The organism is Pseudoalteromonas sp. SCSIO 43101, assembly GCF_023650775.1.
Taxonomy (GTDB): Bacteria; Pseudomonadota; Gammaproteobacteria; order Enterobacterales; family Alteromonadaceae; genus Pseudoalteromonas; species Pseudoalteromonas apostichopi.
The window spans coordinates 739,305-759,568 of record NZ_CP072674.1 but is presented as its reverse complement, the minus strand read 5'-3'; the positions used below and the strand labels follow the sequence as shown (position 1 = coordinate 759,568).

General features: G+C 41.7%; 14 protein-coding genes. All 14 read left to right on the top strand.

What is annotated here, in order from left to right; translation table 11 throughout:
* Positions 1-51: 51 nt before the first annotated feature.
* A complete protein-coding gene (locus J8Z25_RS20430; RefSeq protein WP_130052561.1) occupies positions 52-1,323 on the top strand; it encodes a sugar MFS transporter in 1,272 nt (423 codons plus the stop codon).
* A gap of 347 nt (positions 1,324-1,670) precedes the next feature.
* A complete protein-coding gene (locus J8Z25_RS20425; protein WP_130052559.1) occupies positions 1,671-3,560 on the top strand; it encodes a methyl-accepting chemotaxis protein in 1,890 nt (629 codons plus the stop codon).
* 18 nt (positions 3,561-3,578) lie between these two features.
* Positions 3,579-4,658: a GGDEF domain-containing protein gene (locus J8Z25_RS20420; protein ID WP_239976781.1), complete on the top strand. Its 1,080-nt coding sequence runs from the start codon at positions 3,579-3,581 to the stop codon at positions 4,656-4,658.
* On the top strand, positions 4,659-5,264 hold the full coding sequence (locus J8Z25_RS20415) for a DsbA family protein (protein ID WP_250662148.1): 606 nt from the start codon (positions 4,659-4,661) through the stop codon (positions 5,262-5,264).
* 176 nt (positions 5,265-5,440) lie between these two features.
* Positions 5,441-6,193 carry a DUF3450 domain-containing protein gene (locus J8Z25_RS20410; protein WP_130052557.1) on the top strand — a complete coding sequence of 251 codons (753 nt, stop codon included), beginning with the start codon at positions 5,441-5,443 and terminating at the stop codon, positions 6,191-6,193.
* Between the two features lie 10 nt (positions 6,194-6,203).
* Positions 6,204-7,571 carry a MotA/TolQ/ExbB proton channel family protein gene (locus J8Z25_RS20405; RefSeq protein ID WP_130052555.1) on the top strand — a complete coding sequence of 456 codons (1,368 nt, stop codon included), beginning with the start codon at positions 6,204-6,206 and terminating at the stop codon, positions 7,569-7,571.
* Positions 7,572-7,574: 3 nt separating this feature from the next.
* Positions 7,575-8,102: a MotA/TolQ/ExbB proton channel family protein gene (locus J8Z25_RS20400; RefSeq protein ID WP_054552070.1), complete on the top strand. Its 528-nt coding sequence runs from the start codon at positions 7,575-7,577 to the stop codon at positions 8,100-8,102.
* 46 nt (positions 8,103-8,148) lie between these two features.
* The gene (locus J8Z25_RS20395; protein ID WP_063707380.1) at positions 8,149-8,562 is read left to right on the top strand and encodes an ExbD/TolR family protein; all 414 of its coding nucleotides are present in this window, start codon (positions 8,149-8,151) and stop codon (positions 8,560-8,562) included.
* A 12-nt stretch (positions 8,563-8,574) separates the two neighbouring features.
* Positions 8,575-9,180: an energy transducer TonB gene (locus J8Z25_RS20390; protein ID WP_054552071.1), complete on the top strand. Its 606-nt coding sequence runs from the start codon at positions 8,575-8,577 to the stop codon at positions 9,178-9,180.
* Positions 9,181-9,197: 17 nt separating this feature from the next.
* Positions 9,198-10,505: a tetratricopeptide repeat protein gene (locus J8Z25_RS20385; RefSeq protein WP_130052553.1), complete on the top strand. Its 1,308-nt coding sequence runs from the start codon at positions 9,198-9,200 to the stop codon at positions 10,503-10,505.
* A 290-nt stretch (positions 10,506-10,795) separates the two neighbouring features.
* Positions 10,796-14,896: a beta-helix domain-containing protein gene (locus tag J8Z25_RS20380; RefSeq protein WP_130052551.1), complete on the top strand. Its 4,101-nt coding sequence runs from the start codon at positions 10,796-10,798 to the stop codon at positions 14,894-14,896.
* A gap of 65 nt (positions 14,897-14,961) precedes the next feature.
* Positions 14,962-17,652, top strand: a complete 2,691-nt coding sequence (locus tag J8Z25_RS20375; RefSeq protein ID WP_130052549.1) for a TonB-dependent receptor domain-containing protein — start codon at positions 14,962-14,964, stop codon at positions 17,650-17,652.
* A 403-nt stretch (positions 17,653-18,055) separates the two neighbouring features.
* Entirely contained in the window at positions 18,056-18,952 is an 897-nt protein-coding gene (gene yegS / locus J8Z25_RS20370) for a lipid kinase YegS (protein WP_130052547.1), read from the top strand.
* A gap of 122 nt (positions 18,953-19,074) precedes the next feature.
* Positions 19,075-20,217 carry an aspartate-semialdehyde dehydrogenase gene (gene asd / locus J8Z25_RS20365; RefSeq protein ID WP_130052545.1) on the top strand — a complete coding sequence of 381 codons (1,143 nt, stop codon included), beginning with the start codon at positions 19,075-19,077 and terminating at the stop codon, positions 20,215-20,217.
* Positions 20,218-20,264 lie beyond the last annotated feature (47 nt).

The following is a 20,264-nucleotide window of genomic DNA, read 5'->3' as shown; positions in this document are numbered from 1 at the left end:
TTACTTCAATGTGTAGAATCAAAGGTAACTTGTTAACGGAGTGAAAACCACGTGAGTGAAATAAATACAAACCAATCGTTTGTCGCCGATGGTTCGCAGCAAAATAAAAATTACCTGCTACCACTGACGGCAATGACAACCCTATTCTTTTTGTGGGGTTTCATTACAGTTTTAAATGATGTGTTGATCCCGCGCTTAAAAGGGGTATTCGATTTAACCTATACAGAGGCAATGCTGGTTCAGTTTTGTTTCTTTGGTGCTTACTTTATTGTTTCGCTACCAGCGGGTATGTTGGTTAAAAAACTTGGCTATAAAAATGGCGTACTAACAGGCTTAGTCGTGGCATCAATTGGCTGTATGTTATTTTATCCTGCGGTTGTAGTGCATGAGTACTGGCTGTTCTTAGGTGCATTATTTGTACTAGCAGCGGGTGTTACCGTATTACAGGTGTCAGCTAATCCATATGTTGTGGCGTTAGGCCCTGAAAAAACAGCGTCGTCGCGTTTAAATCTTGCTCAAGCACTTAACTCCCTAGGTACAACGGTTGGACCATATGTAGGTGGTATTTTATTCTTCGGTACAGCGGGTACTTTAGCTGCAAATGCGGCAACTGCTGAATCAGTAAAAGTGCCTTACCTTATGTTAGCAGCAGCGCTATTAACTATTGCTGTTGTATTTGCATTCTTTAAACTACCAGTGATTGCAGAGCACACAGAAGAGCAAGACTGTAAAGCGAAAGGCCACAGCCTGAAAGAAGCACCACATTTAATGATGGGTGTGGTAGGTATTTTTTGTTACGTAGGTGCTGAGGTTTCTATTGGTAGTTTCTTGGTAAACTACTTCGGAGAAGAGCATATTGCTGGCCTTGAAGAGCATGCAGCTGCAAGCTTAATTGCTTACTACTGGGGCGGTGCAATGGTTGGTCGCTTTATTGGTTCTGCAGCTCTTCAGAAGATTGCACCATCAAAAGCGTTATTCTTTAATGCCATGATGGTTATTGCACTGCTGTTAGTGACTATTTTCACTGAAGGTGACTTAGCACTTTACTCTGTACTTGCGATTGGTTTATTTAACTCAATTATGTTCCCAACTATTTTCTCTGTAGCTATTGAAGGTTTAGGTTCACTCACCAGTAAAGGTTCGGGTTGGTTATGCTTAGCTATTGTAGGTGGTGCATTAGTACCATTAGTACAAGGTGTGGTTGCAGATACAGTTAACATACAACAAAGCTTCTTCGTACCAGTGATTTGTTATGGATTTATCGCTTGGTATGGCTTAAACGTTGTGCGTTTAGCTGATAGCTGGAAACAGCGCATCGGTTAAAAGTACTTTCTAATAAAAGCCCCGCACAGATTTGCGGGGTTTTTTTATGCCATTTATTTGCTACCAGGAACAAATTTAGATGACAAAATGATTTAATGAATACGTATTCAAGGGCGATTAAATCAAATCTGTTTAGGAACGTTCCAATTGGTTTTTGCTGCTTTTTTATTAATGCGACTTAAGAAGTGGAATTGGCTGCCGTTAACAAAGTAATTGATTTTCAAAGAAAGCGTACTTTAATAAAAGGAACGTTTTTCTAGTTTTAGCTTAATTTTATAAGACAAAGAGCTTTAAATTTGTTAAATATAATGAGGCTAACAACGAAAAAAATAACAAACAGGTTTGTCATGCAAAGCACTCTTAAATTTACCACCAAGGTAACTGTGGCTGCATCACTGGTTTTAGTGATAGTGCTCGGTTTATTCACCATTAATAACTTCATCTCTATGCGCAGCCAAACGCAGGAGCAGCTTTCGCTTGTGCTGCAAGAGATTTCTCAGTCAGTGTCGCAAAATATAGCGAACTGGTTAAATGCCAAGTTAGCGATTGTTTCGTCAGTTGCAGACACCTATCAACTTGGTGACAGCAAAGAGCTAACACTTACACAGCTCAACACAGCTGACAAAGCTGGTAACTTTAAAAACACATATATAGGTATCACTGATGGCACATTTGTATTGAATGACCAATCGGTTGTGTTACCGCCTGACTACGATGCTACGACACGCCCGTGGTACAAACTTGTTGAAAACAAAACTAACACTGCTTTTACTGCCCCTTATATTGATGTAACAACCAATGAGCTGACTATTTCGGCTGTAGCCCCTATGCAAGCAAATGGTGTGTTTAGCGGTGTTGCAGGTGCCGATATTGATATGAAAACCATTACTAAGATAGTTAACGAAATTGACTTTTTAGGTTTTGGTTATGGTTTCTTACTTGATAGTGAAGGCCGCATTTTAAGTCACCCAGAAACTAAGTTTAACGACAAAAACATGCGCGATTTATTCGGTAAAAGCCTATCGTTACAATCTGAGTTTGTAGAAGTACAAGTTGGTGGCTTAGATAAATTAGTGTCGTTTACCAAAATTAAAGGAATTCAAAACGTTGATTGGTATCTTGGTGTGGTGATCAACGAAGAAATTGCCTATTCATCGGTCGCGTCATTTAGAAATATGGCGGCCATATATATGCTGATGGGTATAGCTGCTATTGTATTAATGATGCAGTTCTTACTTCGTTATTTAATGCGTCCAATGCAGCGCCTAAACGATGCAATTAAGGATATCGCACAAGGTGAGGGTGATTTAACCCGTCGTCTTGAGGTCGAAAACAATGATGAATTTGGTGAATTAAGTCATTACTTCAATGCTTTTATCGAAAAAATTCATACATCAATTGAGCAAGTTAAAAATACCACTGTTGAGCTTGAGCGTTTAGTTGAAAGTTTAGTGAACCAAACTCAAGGTACGCTCGATATGTATGCAGACCAAACAAAACGTACTGACAACGTTGCAACCGCAATCAACGAACTTACCTCTAGCGCGGTAGAAATCTCAAATAGTGCAAGTAATGCATCTAGCCTTGCGACCAGTGCGAATAGCCAGTCACTACAAAGCCAATCTGCGTTAGCTGATAACTTAACTGCTATAAATGCCTTGTCTCGTAATATGGAGCAAGCACAAAAAACGATTAATAGTTTAGATGCGCACACTGTAAGCATTGGTCAAGTACTTGAAGTGATTAAAGGTGTAAGTGAGCAAACTAATTTATTAGCGCTTAATGCTGCTATTGAAGCGGCCCGCGCAGGTGAAGCTGGTCGAGGTTTTGCGGTTGTTGCTGACGAAGTTAGGCAACTAGCACACCGAACACAGCAATCAACGCAAGAAATAGAAGACACTATTTCTCAGTTACAACAAGGCTCTGCGTCTGCGGTTGAAGTAATGACTGCAAGTATTCGTGACAGCGAAAAGAGTGTTGAACAAGCTCATGTAGCGGGTGATAAAATGGCTGAGGTGACGCGTGCTATCGAATCAATCGATGAAGTGAACCACAGTGTAGCGAATGCCACCACAGAGCAAAACCAAGTAATTCAAAGTTTAGACAGTGATATACACTCAATTAGTGAGCTTTCTAATCAAGGTAAGAGTAATCTTAATAACACCTTGAATGAGTGTACAAAATTAAAAGCCCAGTTCTATGAGCTTGAAAAATTGGTACTTAAATTTAAAGTTTAGTTTTAAGAGACTGCAATTTTGGATCAAAACTGGCTTAATGCCATTAATTTAAATAGTGTCGACACGGCGGATAAACAACGCCGTGCCTTCACGCTGTTTACAATGGCTTTTTTTGCCATTGTATTAATCACATCCTTAGTATTATCTAACTATCAAATTTATGCCTTACCGTTAACTATTATGTTAGTGGTCAGTGATGTGACTATTGTGCTGTGCATGTTTTATTACTTTCGCACTGGCGCTTTGGTGTCTGTTAGTTGCATTATATTGTCTATTATTCTGTTGCTCTGCGTGGCATTGGTATATACCGGTGGCAAAGAGAATACCGCTTTATATTGGCTGATGTTTTACCCTATTGTGGCTTATGTCACCTTAGGTTTAAAAGTTGGCAGTGTATTGGTTATTATTATGTATAGCAGTGCGGTTGCTTTGTTATTTACCCCTAATTTTGGTCAAGCGCATTATGGGCAAGTTGAAACCTCACGCTTTATAGCCTCTTTCACAATGGTGATATTGTTTTCTGCGATTAGCGAATACTTTAGACAAAAAAGCCATCAAAAAATTGCTGATATTACCTTAATAGAAAAGCGCGATGCGTTGACAGATCCACTTACTGGCCTTGCGAATCGTCGTTATATTTATGAGCATATTCAGCCTCGTCTTGAAGCCGAAGCGGCTAACTATTTACCGATGTCGATATTATTAATTGATTTAGATAACTTTAAATCAATTAACGATAGTTATGGCCATGATTTTGGTGATCAGGCATTAATAGCGTTTACCTCTATGATGCATGATAAATTACGTGGCACAGATATTAAAGCGCGCTATGGTGGCGAAGAATTCATTATTTTACTGCCTAAAGCTGGACTCAATATAGCTCATGCCGTGGCCGAAAAGCTGCGTAGTTATGTCGCTCAAAAACAGATCCCCTTCGATGTTGGGCAGTCTGTGACAATCACATGTAGTATCGGAATTGCCAGCCTAGAACGTGGTAGTCAATTTAGTAAAGCGATTAAACAAGCTGATGACAACCTTTATAAAGCTAAAGCAAAAGGGCGTAATGTCGTGGTTTCTGATTTAACCGAGATAAGCTAAATGGCAAGGTTAATTTATGTTTACGACCCTATGTGTAGTTGGTGTTGGGGCTATAGAGAAACTTGGTTAAAGCTTCAAGCAGCCCTTGGTGATAAACTTGCTATTGAATATAGAGTGGGCGGCCTTGCTCCTGATTCCGATGAGCCAATGCCTATAGATATGCAACAGTTTTTACAGCAAACATGGCTGCGAATTGAGCAGCAACTTGGTACACCATTTAATCATGAGTTTTGGCACACTGCTAAACCACGTCGCTCTACTTACCCAGCATGTAGAGCTGTGATTGTTGCAAGGCAGCACGAAAAAGAGCAGGAGATGCTTTATGCCATTCAAAAAGCCTATTACTTAAATGCACAAAACCCGTCAGACATAAGCACACTTGTGCTCCTTGCTGAGCAAATAGGTTTAGAAAAAAGCACATTTATAAAAGAAATTGAAAGTGAAAACATACATTCTTTATTAATGGCCGAAATAAACCAAGCTAGAAGCTTACCTATCCAAGGCTTTCCGTCTTTAATTATTGAAAATAAAGGGAACTACCACGCTATCCCTGTTAACTATCTAGACTGGGAAAGCACTTATCAACAGATCGTTTCCCATATTTAGTTCCCAAAACCCTGCAAGTTTTGCCTTATCTTTGCGCAATATAAACTAATTGTTACAGCTGTCATAATTTTGTATTTTTTACGCAACACGCTTGTCATTTTTCACCGTTATCCTTTCGCACATTAAAACAACCCCACTAGTAAATTAAGCTAACTTAACGAGTAAAGGTGTATGCGATGAAAGGCGTTAAACCACTGATTTTAGCAGGTATTGTAGCGGCATCTGCGGCGGTACATGCAAACGATCTAGATAAAGTAATTGATAAAAGCAGCGAGATAAACAAATCTGCAGCGCAATCACAAACTAAAATCGACAAGATTGCAGATTCAATGCAAGGTCGTTTACAACAATTCAAAGCTCTTAATAAAGAAATTGAAGGCTTAACTGTTTATAACGCGCAACTTACCAAGCAGTTAAACAACCAAATTGCTGAAATGGACGCGTTAAATGAGTCAATGGATCAGGTATCAGTTATCGAGCGTCAAATTACGCCGTTAATGATGCGCATGATCACGGGCCTGGAACAATTTGTTGCACTAGACGTGCCTTTCTTAACTGAAGAACGAAGCAAACGTATCGCATCATTAAAAGAAATGATGGACCGCGCAGATATCACTTCAAGTGAAAAATTCCGCCGTTTACTTGAAGCTTACCAAGTAGAGGTTGATTACGGTCGCACTATCGAAGCGTATACATCATTACTTAATGTAGATGGTCAAGAGCGCGAAGTCGATTTCTTACGCATTGGTCGCTTAGAACTTATTTATTTAACACGCGACGGCAAAAAAGCAGGTAGCTGGGATAAAGAAACAAAATCGTTTGTTGAGTTACCAGATTCTGCAATCAGCCAAATTAACAAAGGTTTACGCATTGCTCGTAAGCAACTTGCCCCAGATATGTTAACACTGCCAGTCCACGCTGCTGAATAAGAGGTTTGAGATGAAATTATTAACGAAAATGACAAAAATGGCCGTATTTGCAGCTGGCCTTGGTTTTGCTGGTAGCAGCCTAGCGGCTGAGCCAATGGATTTAGATTCATTACTAAAAACATTAGAGCAAGGTAACGCACAGCAAAGCGCTGAGAATAAACAACGTGAACAAGAGTTCATGGCGCGTCAAAACGAACAAGTACAAATGCTTAAAGATACACAAGCAAAGTGTACTGCAATGTTAAATGAGTCAGAGCGCTTAGAAACTCAGTTTGAAGAAAATGAAGTAAAGCTAGCTAACTTAACTGACACGCTTTCAAACCGTATGGGTTCACTTAAGGAACTTTTCGGTGTGTTACAACAAGTCGCGGGTGATTCAAGTAACAAATTTATGACGTCAGTTGTTTCTGCAGAGCTACCTGGACGCAGTAACTTCATGGATGAGCTGGCACAAAAAATGGGTTCAACGTCAAAGCTTGCTTCAATCGATGATATCGAAAAAGTATGGTTTGAATTACAACGTGAAATGACCGAACAAGGTAAAGTATCACGCTTTACAACTGATGTTATCGTTGAAGGTGGCAGCAAAGCACAAAAAGAAGTGGTGCGTGTTGGTGCATTTAACTTAATCGCAGACGGTAAATACCTAGAGTACACACCTGCTACGAATACAATCAGCCAGCTTACACGTCAGCCAAGCAGCCGTTACACAGCAACTGCTACTGATCTGCAACAAGCAAATTCGGGTGTTGTTCAGTTCGCTCTTGACCCAACAGGTGGTTCTATCTTAGGTCTTTTAGTACAAGCTCCTGACACTGAAGAGCAAGTTCACCAAGGTGGTACTGTAGGTTATATCATCTTAGGTGTTGGTCTAATTGCTCTACTCATCGCACTTGAGCGCTTTGTATCACTGATGATTATGGGTAGCAAAATCCGTCGTCAGCTTAAAGACACCGTTGCACGTGATGACAACCCACTTGGCCGTGTAATGAAAGTGAAAGATCAGTACCCAGATGTAGCGTACGACACACTTGAGCTAAAATTAAGCGAAGCAATCATTCGTGAAATGCCGAAAATAACCCGTAACCTGACGCTAATTAAGATTATCTCTGTGGTAGCCCCGCTACTTGGTCTACTAGGTACGGTAACGGGTATGATTAACACTTTCCAAGCTATTACTTTGTTCGGTACAGGTGACCCTAAACTAATGGCGGGTGGTATTTCTCAGGCACTTGTAACAACTGTACTTGGTCTGGTTGTGGCTATCCCAACAGTATTCTTATACACACTTCTTAACACGCGTTCTAAAAATATGTTGTTGATTTTACAAGAGCAAAGCGCAGGTATTATCGCAGAACGAAGCGAGAAAGGAGCATAAATCATGGTGCTATTGATTGATGCAATCAATGCTCTACGTGATTTCCTCGACACAGGTGGCCAAGTTCTCTTGGTCATCGGGGTCCTCATCTTCGCGATGTGGTTATTGATACTTGAGCGTTTTATGTATTTCTTTGGCGGCTTTAAACGCTACAAGAAAGACGTAAAGAGCACTTGGAGCAATAGAGCAGAGCGTAACAGCTGGAACGCAGAGCAAATTCGCCAAGCGATGATTTCACGCGCTGGCATGCAACTAAATAATAACCTTGCGCTAATTAACGTAATGGTTGCGTTATGTCCACTTTTAGGTCTGTTAGGTACCGTAACCGGCATGATCGAAGTATTTGATGTAATGGCAATCACAGGCACAGGCAGTGCTCGTTCGATGGCATCAGGGGTGTCTAAAGCCACTATTCCAACCATGGCCGGTATGGTGGGTGCACTTTCAGGGGTATTCGCATCAACGTTCTTACAACGTCGAGCAAAACGTGAAGTGCAATTACTTGAAGACAACATGGTCTTAGACCACTAAACGAATTTTAGGGTGATGTTACACATCACCCACTAGGAGACTAACAATGAGAGCGCCACTAGGTAACTTATTTCAAGAAGACGACGCAGAAGAAATCAACATGACGCCAATGCTAGACGTTGTTTTCATCATGCTTATCTTCTTCATCGTAACAGCATCATTTGTCAAAGAAGCGGGTATTGATGTTAACCGTCCGGAAGCAGCAACTGCAGTTAAAAAAGAGCGTGCCAACATCTTAGTTGCTATTTCTGACAAAGGTGAAATTTGGATCAACAAACGCCAAGTAGATATCCGTGCAGTACAAGCAAATATCGAGCGCTTAAAAGCTGAAAATCCACAAGGTAGCGTGGTTATTCAAGCTGATAAGAAAGCCACAACTGATGTACTTATCAAAGTTATGGATGCATCGCGAGCTGCTGGCGCATTTGATGTGTCGATTGCTGCGCAAGAAGCATCATAAGGAATGTGAGCGATGCGTTATATAGTTGCATTAATCATCGCTGGTATCGTGACTGTCATGCTGTTTTTAGGCATGCAGGCACTGATCACCGGTGGTGAAGGGGCCATGTCTGAGCCCGTAAAAGGAAACGTACTTGATTTTGTTCGTCTGAAAAAAGAAGAGACAGTGCAAAAGAAAGAACGTAAACCGCAAAAGCCACCAACGCCAAAAGAGCCACCTCCGCCAATGGAATCACCGCAAATGCAAAATAGTGATCCTAACGCGAGCAATGCCAACTTTGACTTTGGTGCTAGCGTTGAAGCAGACGTTAACTTAGCGGGTGGCTTAGCGCTTGAATCAAGCGACGGTGAATACCTACCGATTGTAAAAGTAGCGCCTGTTTATCCGCGCCGAGCTTTATCGCGTGGTATTGAAGGCTATGTGATTGTTGAGTTTACAGTAACCAAGCAAGGCACAGTACGTGACCCGAAAGTTATTAAAGCTGAGCCTGAATCACTGTTTGACCGCGCTGCGATGGATGCAGCACTTAAATTTAAATATAAACCGCGCGTTGTTAACGGTGAAGCTGTTGAAGTAGCGGGCGTACAGAACAAAATTTCTTTCCAAATTAACGGTTAGAAAAGAGGAATGCGATTATGAAACCTTTAAAAGTTGCCGTGATTTGCGCGGCTGCTTTCACAAGCAGCCTGGTAATCCCAAGCGTTGTTAGCATGTTGCCAGGTGTAACAATTGCTACCGCCTATGCTGAAGAGCAAAAAACCAAACGAGTACCTGCACTGCGTGAAAAAGTCTATAGCCAATTAGCTCGTGCACAAAAGCTGGCTGATGATGGTGATGCAAAAGCAGGGCTGGAAGCACTTGATAGTATTCAAGAGCGCTCTTCAAGCATGAACTCGTATGAAATTGCCATGATGCATAATTTCTATGGTTTTATTTACTACAACGAAAATGACCTAGATAAAGCAATTGCGTCGTTTGAAAAAGTAGTAAACGAAGATGCGATCCCAGAAACATTACGTGTAAGCACCATGTTTAGTTTAGCGCAACTTGCGATGGCTAATAGCGATTACGAAAAGGTAATCAAATACTTAGCGCAGTGGGATGTGATTAACGATAAGCCTAAAACAGATGCTTATTACGTTTTGAAATCTCAAGCTTATTATCAGCTTAAAGATTACCAAAAAGGCATTGAAAGCATTAACCTTGCTATCGCAGAAGCCGACAGCAAGGGCGAAATGCCAAAAGAAAACTGGCTAATCTTACAGCGTGCTATGTACTACTCACTTAATCAGTCTGACAAAGTAGTCGAGGTACTTGAGCGTTTAGTTAAGCTTTATAACAAGCCAGAGTACTGGGTTCAGTTAGGTGGCATGTACGGTGAAACGGGCGCAGAGAAAAAGCAATTAGCGATTTTAGAAGCGGCATACCAACAAGGTTTCATGAAATCTAAATCAGATTTACGTCAATTATCACAAGTGTATTTATACAACGGCCTGGCTTTTAAAGCCGCGAACGTGATGAGTAAAGCAATGCAAGACGGTATAGCTGAAAAATCAGCGAAAAACTATGCCTTTGTTGCAGAAGCGATGGTACAAGCAAAAGAAAGCGAAAAGTCACTTCCTTACTTTGCAAAAGCCGCGGATTTAGTAACGCATGGTCAATACGAACAACGTATTGCAGAGGTAAGCATTAACCTTGAAAAATATGAAGAAGCAGCGGATGCAGCACGTAAAGCCCTAGATAAAGGCGGCTTAGAGTTTGAATCGAATGTGTATGTTGCCTTAGGTATGGCGCAGTACAATTTACAAAACTTTGATGCCTCTATTTTAGCGTTTGAGCAAGCGGAAAAACACAAAAAGTCACAGCGTTTAGCTGAGCAATGGATCAAGTATGTGAAGCGTGAAAAAGTGCACGCCGAAACATTACGTACCGCCTTACTCTAAATGGTATTCAACAGGTAAGCGTACAAAAGAACTCATTTATAATCGCAACACCAAAGCTGCCTTCGGGCGGCTTTTTTCCGTTCCTAAAGTTTACTAACTTACTCTTTTTAAAATAATTAATATTGTCATTTTATGTTTATTAAAGTGTAACTAGTTTGTCATACAGCTCCCGTAAGGTAGTCGCAGTTTAAAACTCAAGTGTCCCAAAAGCATTAAGTTTCAGTGCTTTTCGGTGACTTGAGTTTATGCGCTAACACAATAATTAAATATCTATCTTAACGGAGTGAACAATGAAATTATCTGACTTATTTAAAGTTAGTCTGGTAGCTGCTGCAGTTTCTTTAGCTGGTTGTGGTGGTGATTTAGTCGTTAAAGAAGGCGACACCACTGTAAATGAAGGCGATAACATCACTAATATCATCGATAATGGTGGTGACAATGGTGATAACGGCGGCGATCAGTCAGGTCGTGATGATTCTCAAAATGCGACAACTGGTTTCCCAACTGACATCGAAAATGCCTTAACACAAGGTTTAGCAACAGATGTTTCTTCAGAATTCCCAACGATTACAGATAAACCAGTTTACCGTTTAAAAGCAGATACGACATTCACTGCAGATGTAACGTTAACAAATGACGCTCATTGGATTTTAAATGGTCGCACAGCGGTAGGTAACGACCGTACAGATAATACTGTTCTTTATATCCAACAAGGTACTACATTAATTGGCGAATCGGGTGATGATTTCTTAGTTGTTCGTCGCGGTTCACAAATCGAATCGGTAGGTACTGTAAGCCAACCAATCACAATGACTTCTATTCAAGATGTGACTAATGTTGAAACGTCTATCGGTCAGTGGGGTGGTTTAGTTCTTCTTGGTAATGCACCAGCAAACTCATGTGGTGACCAAGAAGGCGAAGCAACTGCAGACGAGCTTGCAAACTGTGGTGTTGCAGCTGAAGGTGATGCAGGTCAATTCGGTGGTAACGTTGCAGATGATAACTCAGGTACATTGAAATACTTAGTTGTTAAACATGCTGGTAAAACTCTGGGTAATGGTGACGAGTTAAACGGTATTTCATTTGCCGGTGTTGGTTCTGCTACAACTGTTGACTACATTCAAGTACACGAAAACTTAGATGATGGTATTGAGTTCTTTGGTGGTACAGTAAACGTAAGCAACGTGGTACTTACAAGTATTGGTGATGACTCACTAGATTGGTCTTTTGGTTGGACTGGTACGGCGAAAAACGTATACATTCAACAAGCTGCGAACTTAGGTGATAACGCGATTGAAGCTGACAACTCTGAGTTTGATTCAGACGCTACACCACTGACTAACCCTACCATTGAAAACGTAACAATCGTGGGTGCTGAAGGTAACAATGGTATTCGTCTACGTGCAGGTACTGCAGGTATGCTGAAAAACGTTTTCGTTACAGGCCCTGCAACGTACGAAAACTGTTTACGTGTTGGTTCTGATTCAGTTCCTCGTGCAGAAGACGGTTCACTAACTATCACTAACTCAATTGTTGCTTGTCAAACAGCTGCGAATAATTTCGGTAGCGAAACAATTAATGGTGGTACTGTACAAGCGTGGTTTGAAGGCCAAGACGGTAACCAAACTCTTACACCTGCAGATTTAATGCTAGATGATAATGGTTATATGCCTTTAGCAGGCTCACCATTATTAGCGAATGGTCAAATCGGAGCATTTAGCGCAACAAATAACTGGATGGAAGGTTGGACTGTTGCTATCAATGGCGGTTTCCCAACTGATATTGAAAATGCAATGGCGCAAGGTCTTGCGACAGACGTTTCATCTGAATTCCCACAAATCACTGATAAGCCAGTGTATCGTTTAGCTGAAGATACAACTTTCACTGCAGATGTAACATTAACAAATGACGCTCACTGGATCTTAAACGGTCGTACAGCAGTCGGTGGTGACCGTACTGATAGCGCAACATTATATGTTCAAGCGGGTACTACATTAATCGGTGAAACAGGTGATGACTTCTTAGTTGTTCGCCGTGGTTCACAAATCAACGCTAATGGTAATACAACAGCACCAATCACCATGACATCTATCCAAGATATGACAGGTGCAGAAACAGGCATCGGTCAATGGGGTGGTTTAGTATTACTTGGTAATGCACCGGCTAACTCGTGTGGTGACCAACAAGGTGAAACAACACCTGAAGAGCTAGCAAACTGTGGTGTTGCAGCTGAAGGTGATGCAGGTCAATTTGGTGGTGACGATGCAGAAGACAACTCGGGTGTTGTTCGTTATGTTGTCGTTAAACACGCAGGTAAAACATTGGGGAATGGCGATGAGCTAAATGGCATTTCATTCGCTGGTGTTGGTTCTAAAACAAAAGTTGAATACATCCAGGTTCACCAAAACCTTGACGATGGTATCGAGTTCTTCGGTGGTACTGTTAACGTTCGTAATGTTGTACTAACTGATATTGGTGATGACGCGTTTGACTGGTCATTTGGTTGGACAGGTCGTGCACAAAACGTATATATCCAACAATCATCTGTTGAAGGTGACAATGCAATCGAAGCAGATAACTCAGAATTCGATTCAAACGCTACACCATTAACTAAGCCACTACTTTCAAACGTAACGATTGTTGGTGCTGACGGTAAAAACGGTGTTCGTCTTCGTGCAGGTACGGCTGGTGTTATCCGTAACATGGTTGTGACAGGCCCTGAAGGTTACAAAAACTGTTTACGTGTAGGTTCTGACTCTGTAGCAAATGCTGAGTCTGGTGAGCTTTCTATCGAGAACTCAGTTGTAGCATGTAGTGCAGACAATAACTTCGGTTCTGAAGCAATTGGTTCTGGTAATGTTCAGTCTTGGTTCGAAGGTCAAACAGGTAACCAAACACTTACAGCAGCGACATTAAACTTAGCAACAGATGGTTTCACGCCTAAATCAAACTCTCCGCTATTAGGTGCAGGTGTTGATGCGTCAGACCTTGACCCATTCTTCACTAAAACAAGCTACATTGGTGCATTTGACGGTGACAATAACTGGATGGAAGGTTGGACAGTTGCTGTTAACCCAAGCTTCCCTGAAGATATCACTAACGCAATGGAACAAGGTCTAGCGACTGATGTTTCTGCTAGCTTCCCACAAATTACCGATAAGCCAGTGTATCAGTTAGCACAAGATGTTGTGTTCACATCTGACGTGACATTAACTAACGATGCTCACTGGATATTAAAAGGTCGTACAGCAGTGGGTGGTGACCGAACTGATAGTGCAACTCTTTATGTTCAATTTGGTACAACACTAATCGGTGAAAACGGTGATGACTTCTTAGTTGTGCGTCGTGACTCTAAGATTGAGGCTGTAGGTACAGCAACTCAACCAATCGTTATGACATCAATCCAAGATATGACAGGTGCTGAAACAGGTATTGGTCAATGGGGTGGTGTAGTGCTTCTTGGTAACGCACCAGCTAACTCTTGTGGTGACCAAGTGGGTGAAACAACAGCAGATGAACTTGCAAACTGTGGTGTTGCAGCTGAAGGTGATGCAGGTCAATTCGGTGGTAACCAACCAGAAGATAACTCAGGTACGCTTAAGTATGTTGTTGTAAAGCAAGCGGGTAAAACACTAGGTAACGGTGATGAGCTTAATGGTATCTCACTAGCTGGCGTTGGTAGCCAAACTGAACTTGATTATATCCACGTTCACGAAAACCTTGACGACGGTGTTGAGTTCTTTGGTGGTACTGCAAGCATTAGCCACTTAGTACTGACAAACATTGGTGATGATTCTCTTGATTGGTCATTCGGTTGGACTGGTAATGCACAATACGTATTAATCAAACAGTCTTCTTCAGAAGGTGATAATGCAATTGAAGCTGATAACTCAGAGTTTGATTCAGATGCATCACCTTTAACAACACCTACTATCTCTAACGTAACTATCATCGGTGCAGATGGTGTAAACGGTATCCGTTTACGTGCAGGTACTGCGGGTATGCTTAAAAATGTAGTAGTGACAGGTGGTGAAGGTTATAAAAACTGCTTACGAGTTGGCGCAGATTCAGCTCCACGCGCTGAAGATGGCTCACTGACTATCAGTCACTCAGTGGTTGCATGTGCAGCAGATAACAACTTCTCAAGCCAAGCAATTGGTACTGGTAATGTTCAATCTTGGTTCGAAGGCCAAGAAGGTAACTCTATTATGGACGCAGCGATGTTAGGTCTTAGCGACAACGGTTATCAACCAAGTGCAGAATCAGCATTACTTGGTAGCGGTTCCGATGCTTCAAGCCTAAATAGCTTCTTCGACCAAGTAGATTACATCGGTGCAATGGATGCGCAAACAGACTGGACAGCAGGTTGGGTAAAAGTAGGTCTTAACTAAGACCTTCTAATCCATGGTCGGGGGCGACCCCGGCCAGCTTCTAGTTTTGTTTTCGGAGTATAATAATGAAATCTTTTACCCCCTCTAAACTTGTGCGTTCAAAGATAAACCACGCAGTGCTTGCAGCACTAGTTGGCTTATCAGTGAATACTGCCTATGCAGCGGATGAAGCACAAGAAATTGAAGAAGTGGTTGCTGTAGGACAGCGTTTAAAAGGGAGTGCTGGCGCGGTTCTTCAAGAGCGTCAAAATCAAGCTTTCGTTGCTGATATCATGGGTGCAGAGCAAATCTCTCGTACTGGTGATGGCGATGCTGCATCGGCACTTCGTCGTGTAACAGGTTTGACACTTGTTGATGGCAAGTTCATTTATGTTCGTGGTTTAGGTGAGCGATATTCGAGTACTCAGCTTAATAGCATGTATGTACCAAGCCCTGATCCAACTCGCTCAGTTGTACCGCTTGACTTATTTCCATCAGATATTATTGAAAGTCTTAGTGTTCAAAAATCGTTTTCACCCGATATGCCAGCGCATTTTGGTGGTGGTAACGTAAATATTAGAACCAAATCAATTCCGACTGATTTTTTATTTAAAGTCGATATTGGTACTTCTTATAACACCAATAACAGTGATACAGGCTACTTCTATGAAGGTGGTGATGATGACTGGATGGGACGTGACGATGGAACTCGCGCGTTACCAAGTGAGTTCATCGATGCCTTTTATGGTGCTGGCCTTGAGGGTGATATCAATACAACATTGGCTGAGCGCCAAGCATTGATGTCGGCTCTTGACTGGAATATTTCAGCAACTGAAAAAGACGTTGATCCTGAAATGAGCTTTTCAGTTTCACTAGGCGATCGCTTTGAAAGTGAAATGGGCACATTTGGTGTACTTGCTGCTGTTTCTTATGAAAATGAGTGGGAAGTAGCGCAAGAGAAAAGTGGTACCAACCTTGGCAGCTTAGGGTGTGAAGACAAGTGTTTTGCTCAGTATTACGATGGTACATCGACTGAACAAAATGTGCGTTGGAGTGGGACATTCAATATTGGTTATGAGTTTAATTCAAACCATAAAATTGAACTGACTAATATTGCCCTGCATGACATGCGTGACCGTGTTCGTAATCGTAATTTCTATGATGCCAACGAAACGGAAGAAGGTGTTCGTGATCTTCGCCGTGTTGATGTCGTGTATGAAGAGCGTGAAATGTTCTCCAGCCAATTAAAAGGCACCCACAACTTTATTGATTTTAACAACTTGTTTGTTGATTGGTATGCCGGTACAAGCCGTGCAAACCGTGATGCTCCAGGTGGTGTTGATGCTGTTTTCCAACGTAACTATGACGATGGGGCGTTTGTATCTGAGCAATTACAGGACGTTTCTGCAACTAACGTGACACGTGAATTCCAAGTTCTTCATGACGAAGTTGATACCTGGGGTTGGAACATGGGTATGCCATTTTATGGTGAAGGCTATGAGCTTGAGCTAAAAGTAGGTGGCGACTTCTCTGAGAAAACACGTAACGCAAATAATACGACATTCGGTATTACACACCGTGGTATTTCAGATGATTATTCATTTGGCTCACGTTTAGATGAAATTTTCGCTTACGATAACATCAATAATGATGCTTTCTATGCAAGTTCAACGGGGTCAGGTATTTTCGACGACAGAACAACTGACGGTGATAAATACAGTGCGGCACATAAGCTAGATGCTTATTATTTTATGGCTGACTACTTTATCGACAACACTTGGCGTATTACTGGTGGTGTTCGTTGGGAAGATTTTGCGCAAGTATCAGTGCCATTTAAGGCGCATAGTAATTTGTTTGATGCGACAACTGATGAGTTAGCTGAAGTAGCTATCAAAGAAGATGACTTTTATCCATCTTTAGCTGTGACTTATATCATGGATGAAGAAATGCAATTTCGTTTAAATTTAAGCGAGACAACGATTCGTCCAGATATGCGTGATGTTAGCTCTACTTTCTTCGTTGACCCGTTAACGGAATTCCTTGTTCGTGGTTCACCGACATTACAAAGTTCAAAACTTAAAAATGCTGATTTCCGTTTTGAATGGTATATGGCATCAGGTAATAACCTATCAGTTGCATTGTTCTACAAAGACATTACTAACCCTATTGAAATGGTAGAGCTTGCGGGTGTTGGTGGTGCGGCACCACAGTTATTAACTGCTAATGCTGAATCAGGTGAGTTAACCGGTATTGAGGTTGATTTCTTAACTGATTTTAGCTTTATCAGTGCTGACTGGTCGAGTGTATTTTTGTCGGGTAACGTTACGCTATCTGATTCAAGTGTGAAACTAGGCATTGATGATTCTGACGGTGTTGATTCGTTGTTTGAGCAGCAATTAAAAGATGCACTTGATGCAGATACAGTGTCTAACATTGTTACTAACGATGAGCGCCGTTTAGTGGGTCACTCTGAGTGGGTAGCAAACTTGCAGATGGGTTATGACTCAGCTGATGGTTTCCATTCAACATCACTTGTATATAACGTGTTTGGTCCGCGTATTATTGTACCAGGTACTCGAGGTAACGAAGATGCAGAAGAGAAGCCATTCCATTCGCTTGATTTAGTTTATTCTTACTTCCCGAACTTCAATACAAAAGTTAAGTTCAAAATTGAAAACATCCTTGGTCAAGATAAAGAAATTGAACAAGAAGGTTTATCACTTTGGAAGAAAGAAGAAGGCACTAAGTTTAGCTTAGGCTTCAGCTACGAGTTTTAATGAAACTCCCCCAAGGAAGGATACAATAATAAATCCTAACGTTGATTTAGCCCTGCAATAGCAGGGCTTTTTTGTTTCTGTATTGTCTATACCCAAACCACCTCAAGATGCAGAATTCAGCGTTTCACAGGTGCTTAATATCAAGGCGTTACTTTGCAAGAATGGCAGTCCCTTTTAAGAAGTAACAACGATGAGAGTAAGTGCCTGTGAAGCGCCCAAGGGGTTGGTTTAAAAGCGATTTATACTGCGTTATTGATTTTAACAATAGAACCACTATTACTTGCAATCAATGCCTTGCCTAAATCGCTTTTAATTCCAACTGAAACTCGCATCTTGAGGTAGTTTGGGTATATTAAACCATTGCGTGTTATGGTAGTTCTAAGTGTTAAAACAGGGATTTAAAATGGACTTACGGTTAATTATAAATGGTAAAAAAGCGGCTGATGAGCAGCTTCGTGACGCCATCGGTAAATTTCGAACTAGTCAGCCACTGGCGGTGCGTGTTACCTATGAAGGCGGTGACATTAAGCGCTTTATTAATGAAGCCGTAGCAGAAGGCGTAAAACGTGTTGTTGTGGCTGGTGGCGATGGCACCGTTAATGAAGCAGTTAATGCATTAATGAAGTTAGAAAAATCACAGCGTTTAGAGCTTGCTATTTTACCTATGGGCACGGCGAATGACTTTGCCACAGCCGCCCACATTCCTCACGGGTACTTGCCAGCACTTAAACTTGCCGCCAATGGTCAGCCGCATGCAATTGATACGGTAGAGGTTGATGAGCGTTACTTTGTGAACGTAGCCAGTGCTGGTTTTGGGGCTAAAATTACCGCTACAACACCGCCTGCACTTAAGAACATACTAGGAGGTGGCGCATATACATTGGCAGGGCTTGTACAAGCGCTTAGTTTTGTACCTTACAGTGGCGAGTTAACACTGCCTGATGGTGAGCGTGCTTCGGGCGATATTATTGCTGCTGCCGTGTGTAATGGTCGCCAAGCGGGTGGTGGTCAGCTACTTGCGCCACATGCATACATAAATGATGGCTTGGTTGATTTAGTGGCGTTTACATCATTTGCAATTTCAGATGTGCCGGCGGTTATCGAAGAGCTAAGCAACTACCCTAATTCATCACAAAAGTGGGTAAAACGCTTTCAAGTGCCTTGGCTTGAATGGCAAACACAAACAGAAATGCCTATAAACTTAGATGGCGAGCCAATCACCTCAAAACAACAGCGTTTTGAAGTGCATGCTGGCGCGCTAAACATGGTGCTACCAGACGCTTGTCCGCTAATACGATGATGAAAAATTTTGATGTTACTCGGTTTGCGCTGGTTTTGCTTGGGCCGCAATGCTAGATTACTTCTGTAAAAATTAAATTCTCACGCAATGGACTTTAATTTTTAACAGTTTAGGTAATTTGAATGAATCAAACAGTGGAACAAACAATGAAAAAAGTAGGATTAGTCGGTTGGCGGGGCATGGTTGGCTCTGTGTTATTAGAACGTATGCAGCAAGAAAATGATTTTTCTAATATCGACACGACTTTTTTCACCACCTCTCAAACCGGTCAATTAGGTCCTGATCTTGCTGGCCCAGCTAAACCGCTTTTAGATGCCAATGATATTTCTGAGCTTGCAAAGATGGATATTATTGTCACTTGCCAAGGCGGTGACTATACCAAAGCCGTTTACCCGCAATTACGCGAATCAGGTTGGCAAGGTTACTGGATTGATGCGGCATCGGCACTGCGCATGAGTGACGATAGTATTATTGTGCTTGACCCGGTAAATAAAGATGTTATCACAGCGGGCCTAGAGCAAGGCGTTAAAACTTATGTTGGCGGTAACTGTACCGTATCACTTATGTTATTAGCACTTGGCGGTTTATTTGAGCAAGACTTGATTGAATGGGTTAGCCCAATGACATATCAAGCGGCTTCTGGTGCAGGTGCTCGCAACATGAAAGAATTAATTGCACAAATGGGTGCAATTCACGAAACCGTTGCTGATAAGCTTGCTGATCCTAACGCTGCTATTCTTGAAATTGACAAATTAGTCACCGAAAAAATTGCCTCAAGCGATTTACCGCAAGACCAGTTTGGTGTGCCTTTAGCAGGTAGCCTCATTCCTTGGATTGATGTACCAATGCCAAGTGGTCAAAGTAAAGAAGAGTGGAAAGCGCAAGTTGAAGCGAACAAAATTTTAGGCAGCAGCGAACAACCTATCCCTGTTGATGGCTTATGTGTTCGCATTGGTGCAATGCGTTGTCACTCACAAGCAATGACAATTAAGCTTCGCAAAGACATTAGCGTTGAGAAAATTGAAGAAATTCTTGCTTCTCACAATGAGTGGGTAAAAGTGATCCCTAATGACCGTGACATTTCTGCTACAGACTTAACACCTGTAAAAGTAACTGGCACACTGTCTATTCCTGTTGGTCGTATTCGTAAATTAGCGATGGGCCCTGAATATATCAGCGCGTTTACGGTTGGTGATCAACTGTTATGGGGTGCTGCAGAGCCACTTCGCCGCATGTTACGCATTATTGTTGATGGTCAACATTAATCACACAACTCAACATTAAGGCTAGCAGCTTGCTGGCCTTTTTTAGC

Excerpts from the sequence above, each read along its gene's own strand:
- J8Z25_RS20400 (WP_054552070.1), top strand. The coding sequence starts at position 7,575 with ATGGTGCTATTGATTGATGCAATCAATGCTCTACGTGATTTCCTCGAC.
- J8Z25_RS20380 (WP_130052551.1), top strand. The coding sequence starts at position 10,796 with ATGAAATTATCTGACTTATTTAAAGTTAGTCTGGTAGCTGCTGCAGTT.
- J8Z25_RS20395 (WP_063707380.1), top strand. The coding sequence starts at position 8,149 with ATGAGAGCGCCACTAGGTAACTTATTTCAAGAAGACGACGCAGAAGAA.
- yegS (WP_130052547.1), top strand. The coding sequence starts at position 18,056 with ATGGACTTACGGTTAATTATAAATGGTAAAAAAGCGGCTGATGAGCAG.
- J8Z25_RS20425 (WP_130052559.1), top strand. The coding sequence starts at position 1,671 with ATGCAAAGCACTCTTAAATTTACCACCAAGGTAACTGTGGCTGCATCA.
- J8Z25_RS20390 (WP_054552071.1), top strand. The coding sequence starts at position 8,575 with ATGCGTTATATAGTTGCATTAATCATCGCTGGTATCGTGACTGTCATG.
- asd (WP_130052545.1), top strand. The coding sequence starts at position 19,075 with ATGAATCAAACAGTGGAACAAACAATGAAAAAAGTAGGATTAGTCGGT.
- J8Z25_RS20385 (WP_130052553.1), top strand. The coding sequence starts at position 9,198 with ATGAAACCTTTAAAAGTTGCCGTGATTTGCGCGGCTGCTTTCACAAGC.
- J8Z25_RS20375 (WP_130052549.1), top strand. The coding sequence starts at position 14,962 with ATGAAATCTTTTACCCCCTCTAAACTTGTGCGTTCAAAGATAAACCAC.
- J8Z25_RS20415 (WP_250662148.1), top strand. The coding sequence starts at position 4,659 with ATGGCAAGGTTAATTTATGTTTACGACCCTATGTGTAGTTGGTGTTGG.
- J8Z25_RS20410 (WP_130052557.1), top strand. The coding sequence starts at position 5,441 with ATGAAAGGCGTTAAACCACTGATTTTAGCAGGTATTGTAGCGGCATCT.
- J8Z25_RS20405 (WP_130052555.1), top strand. The coding sequence starts at position 6,204 with ATGAAATTATTAACGAAAATGACAAAAATGGCCGTATTTGCAGCTGGC.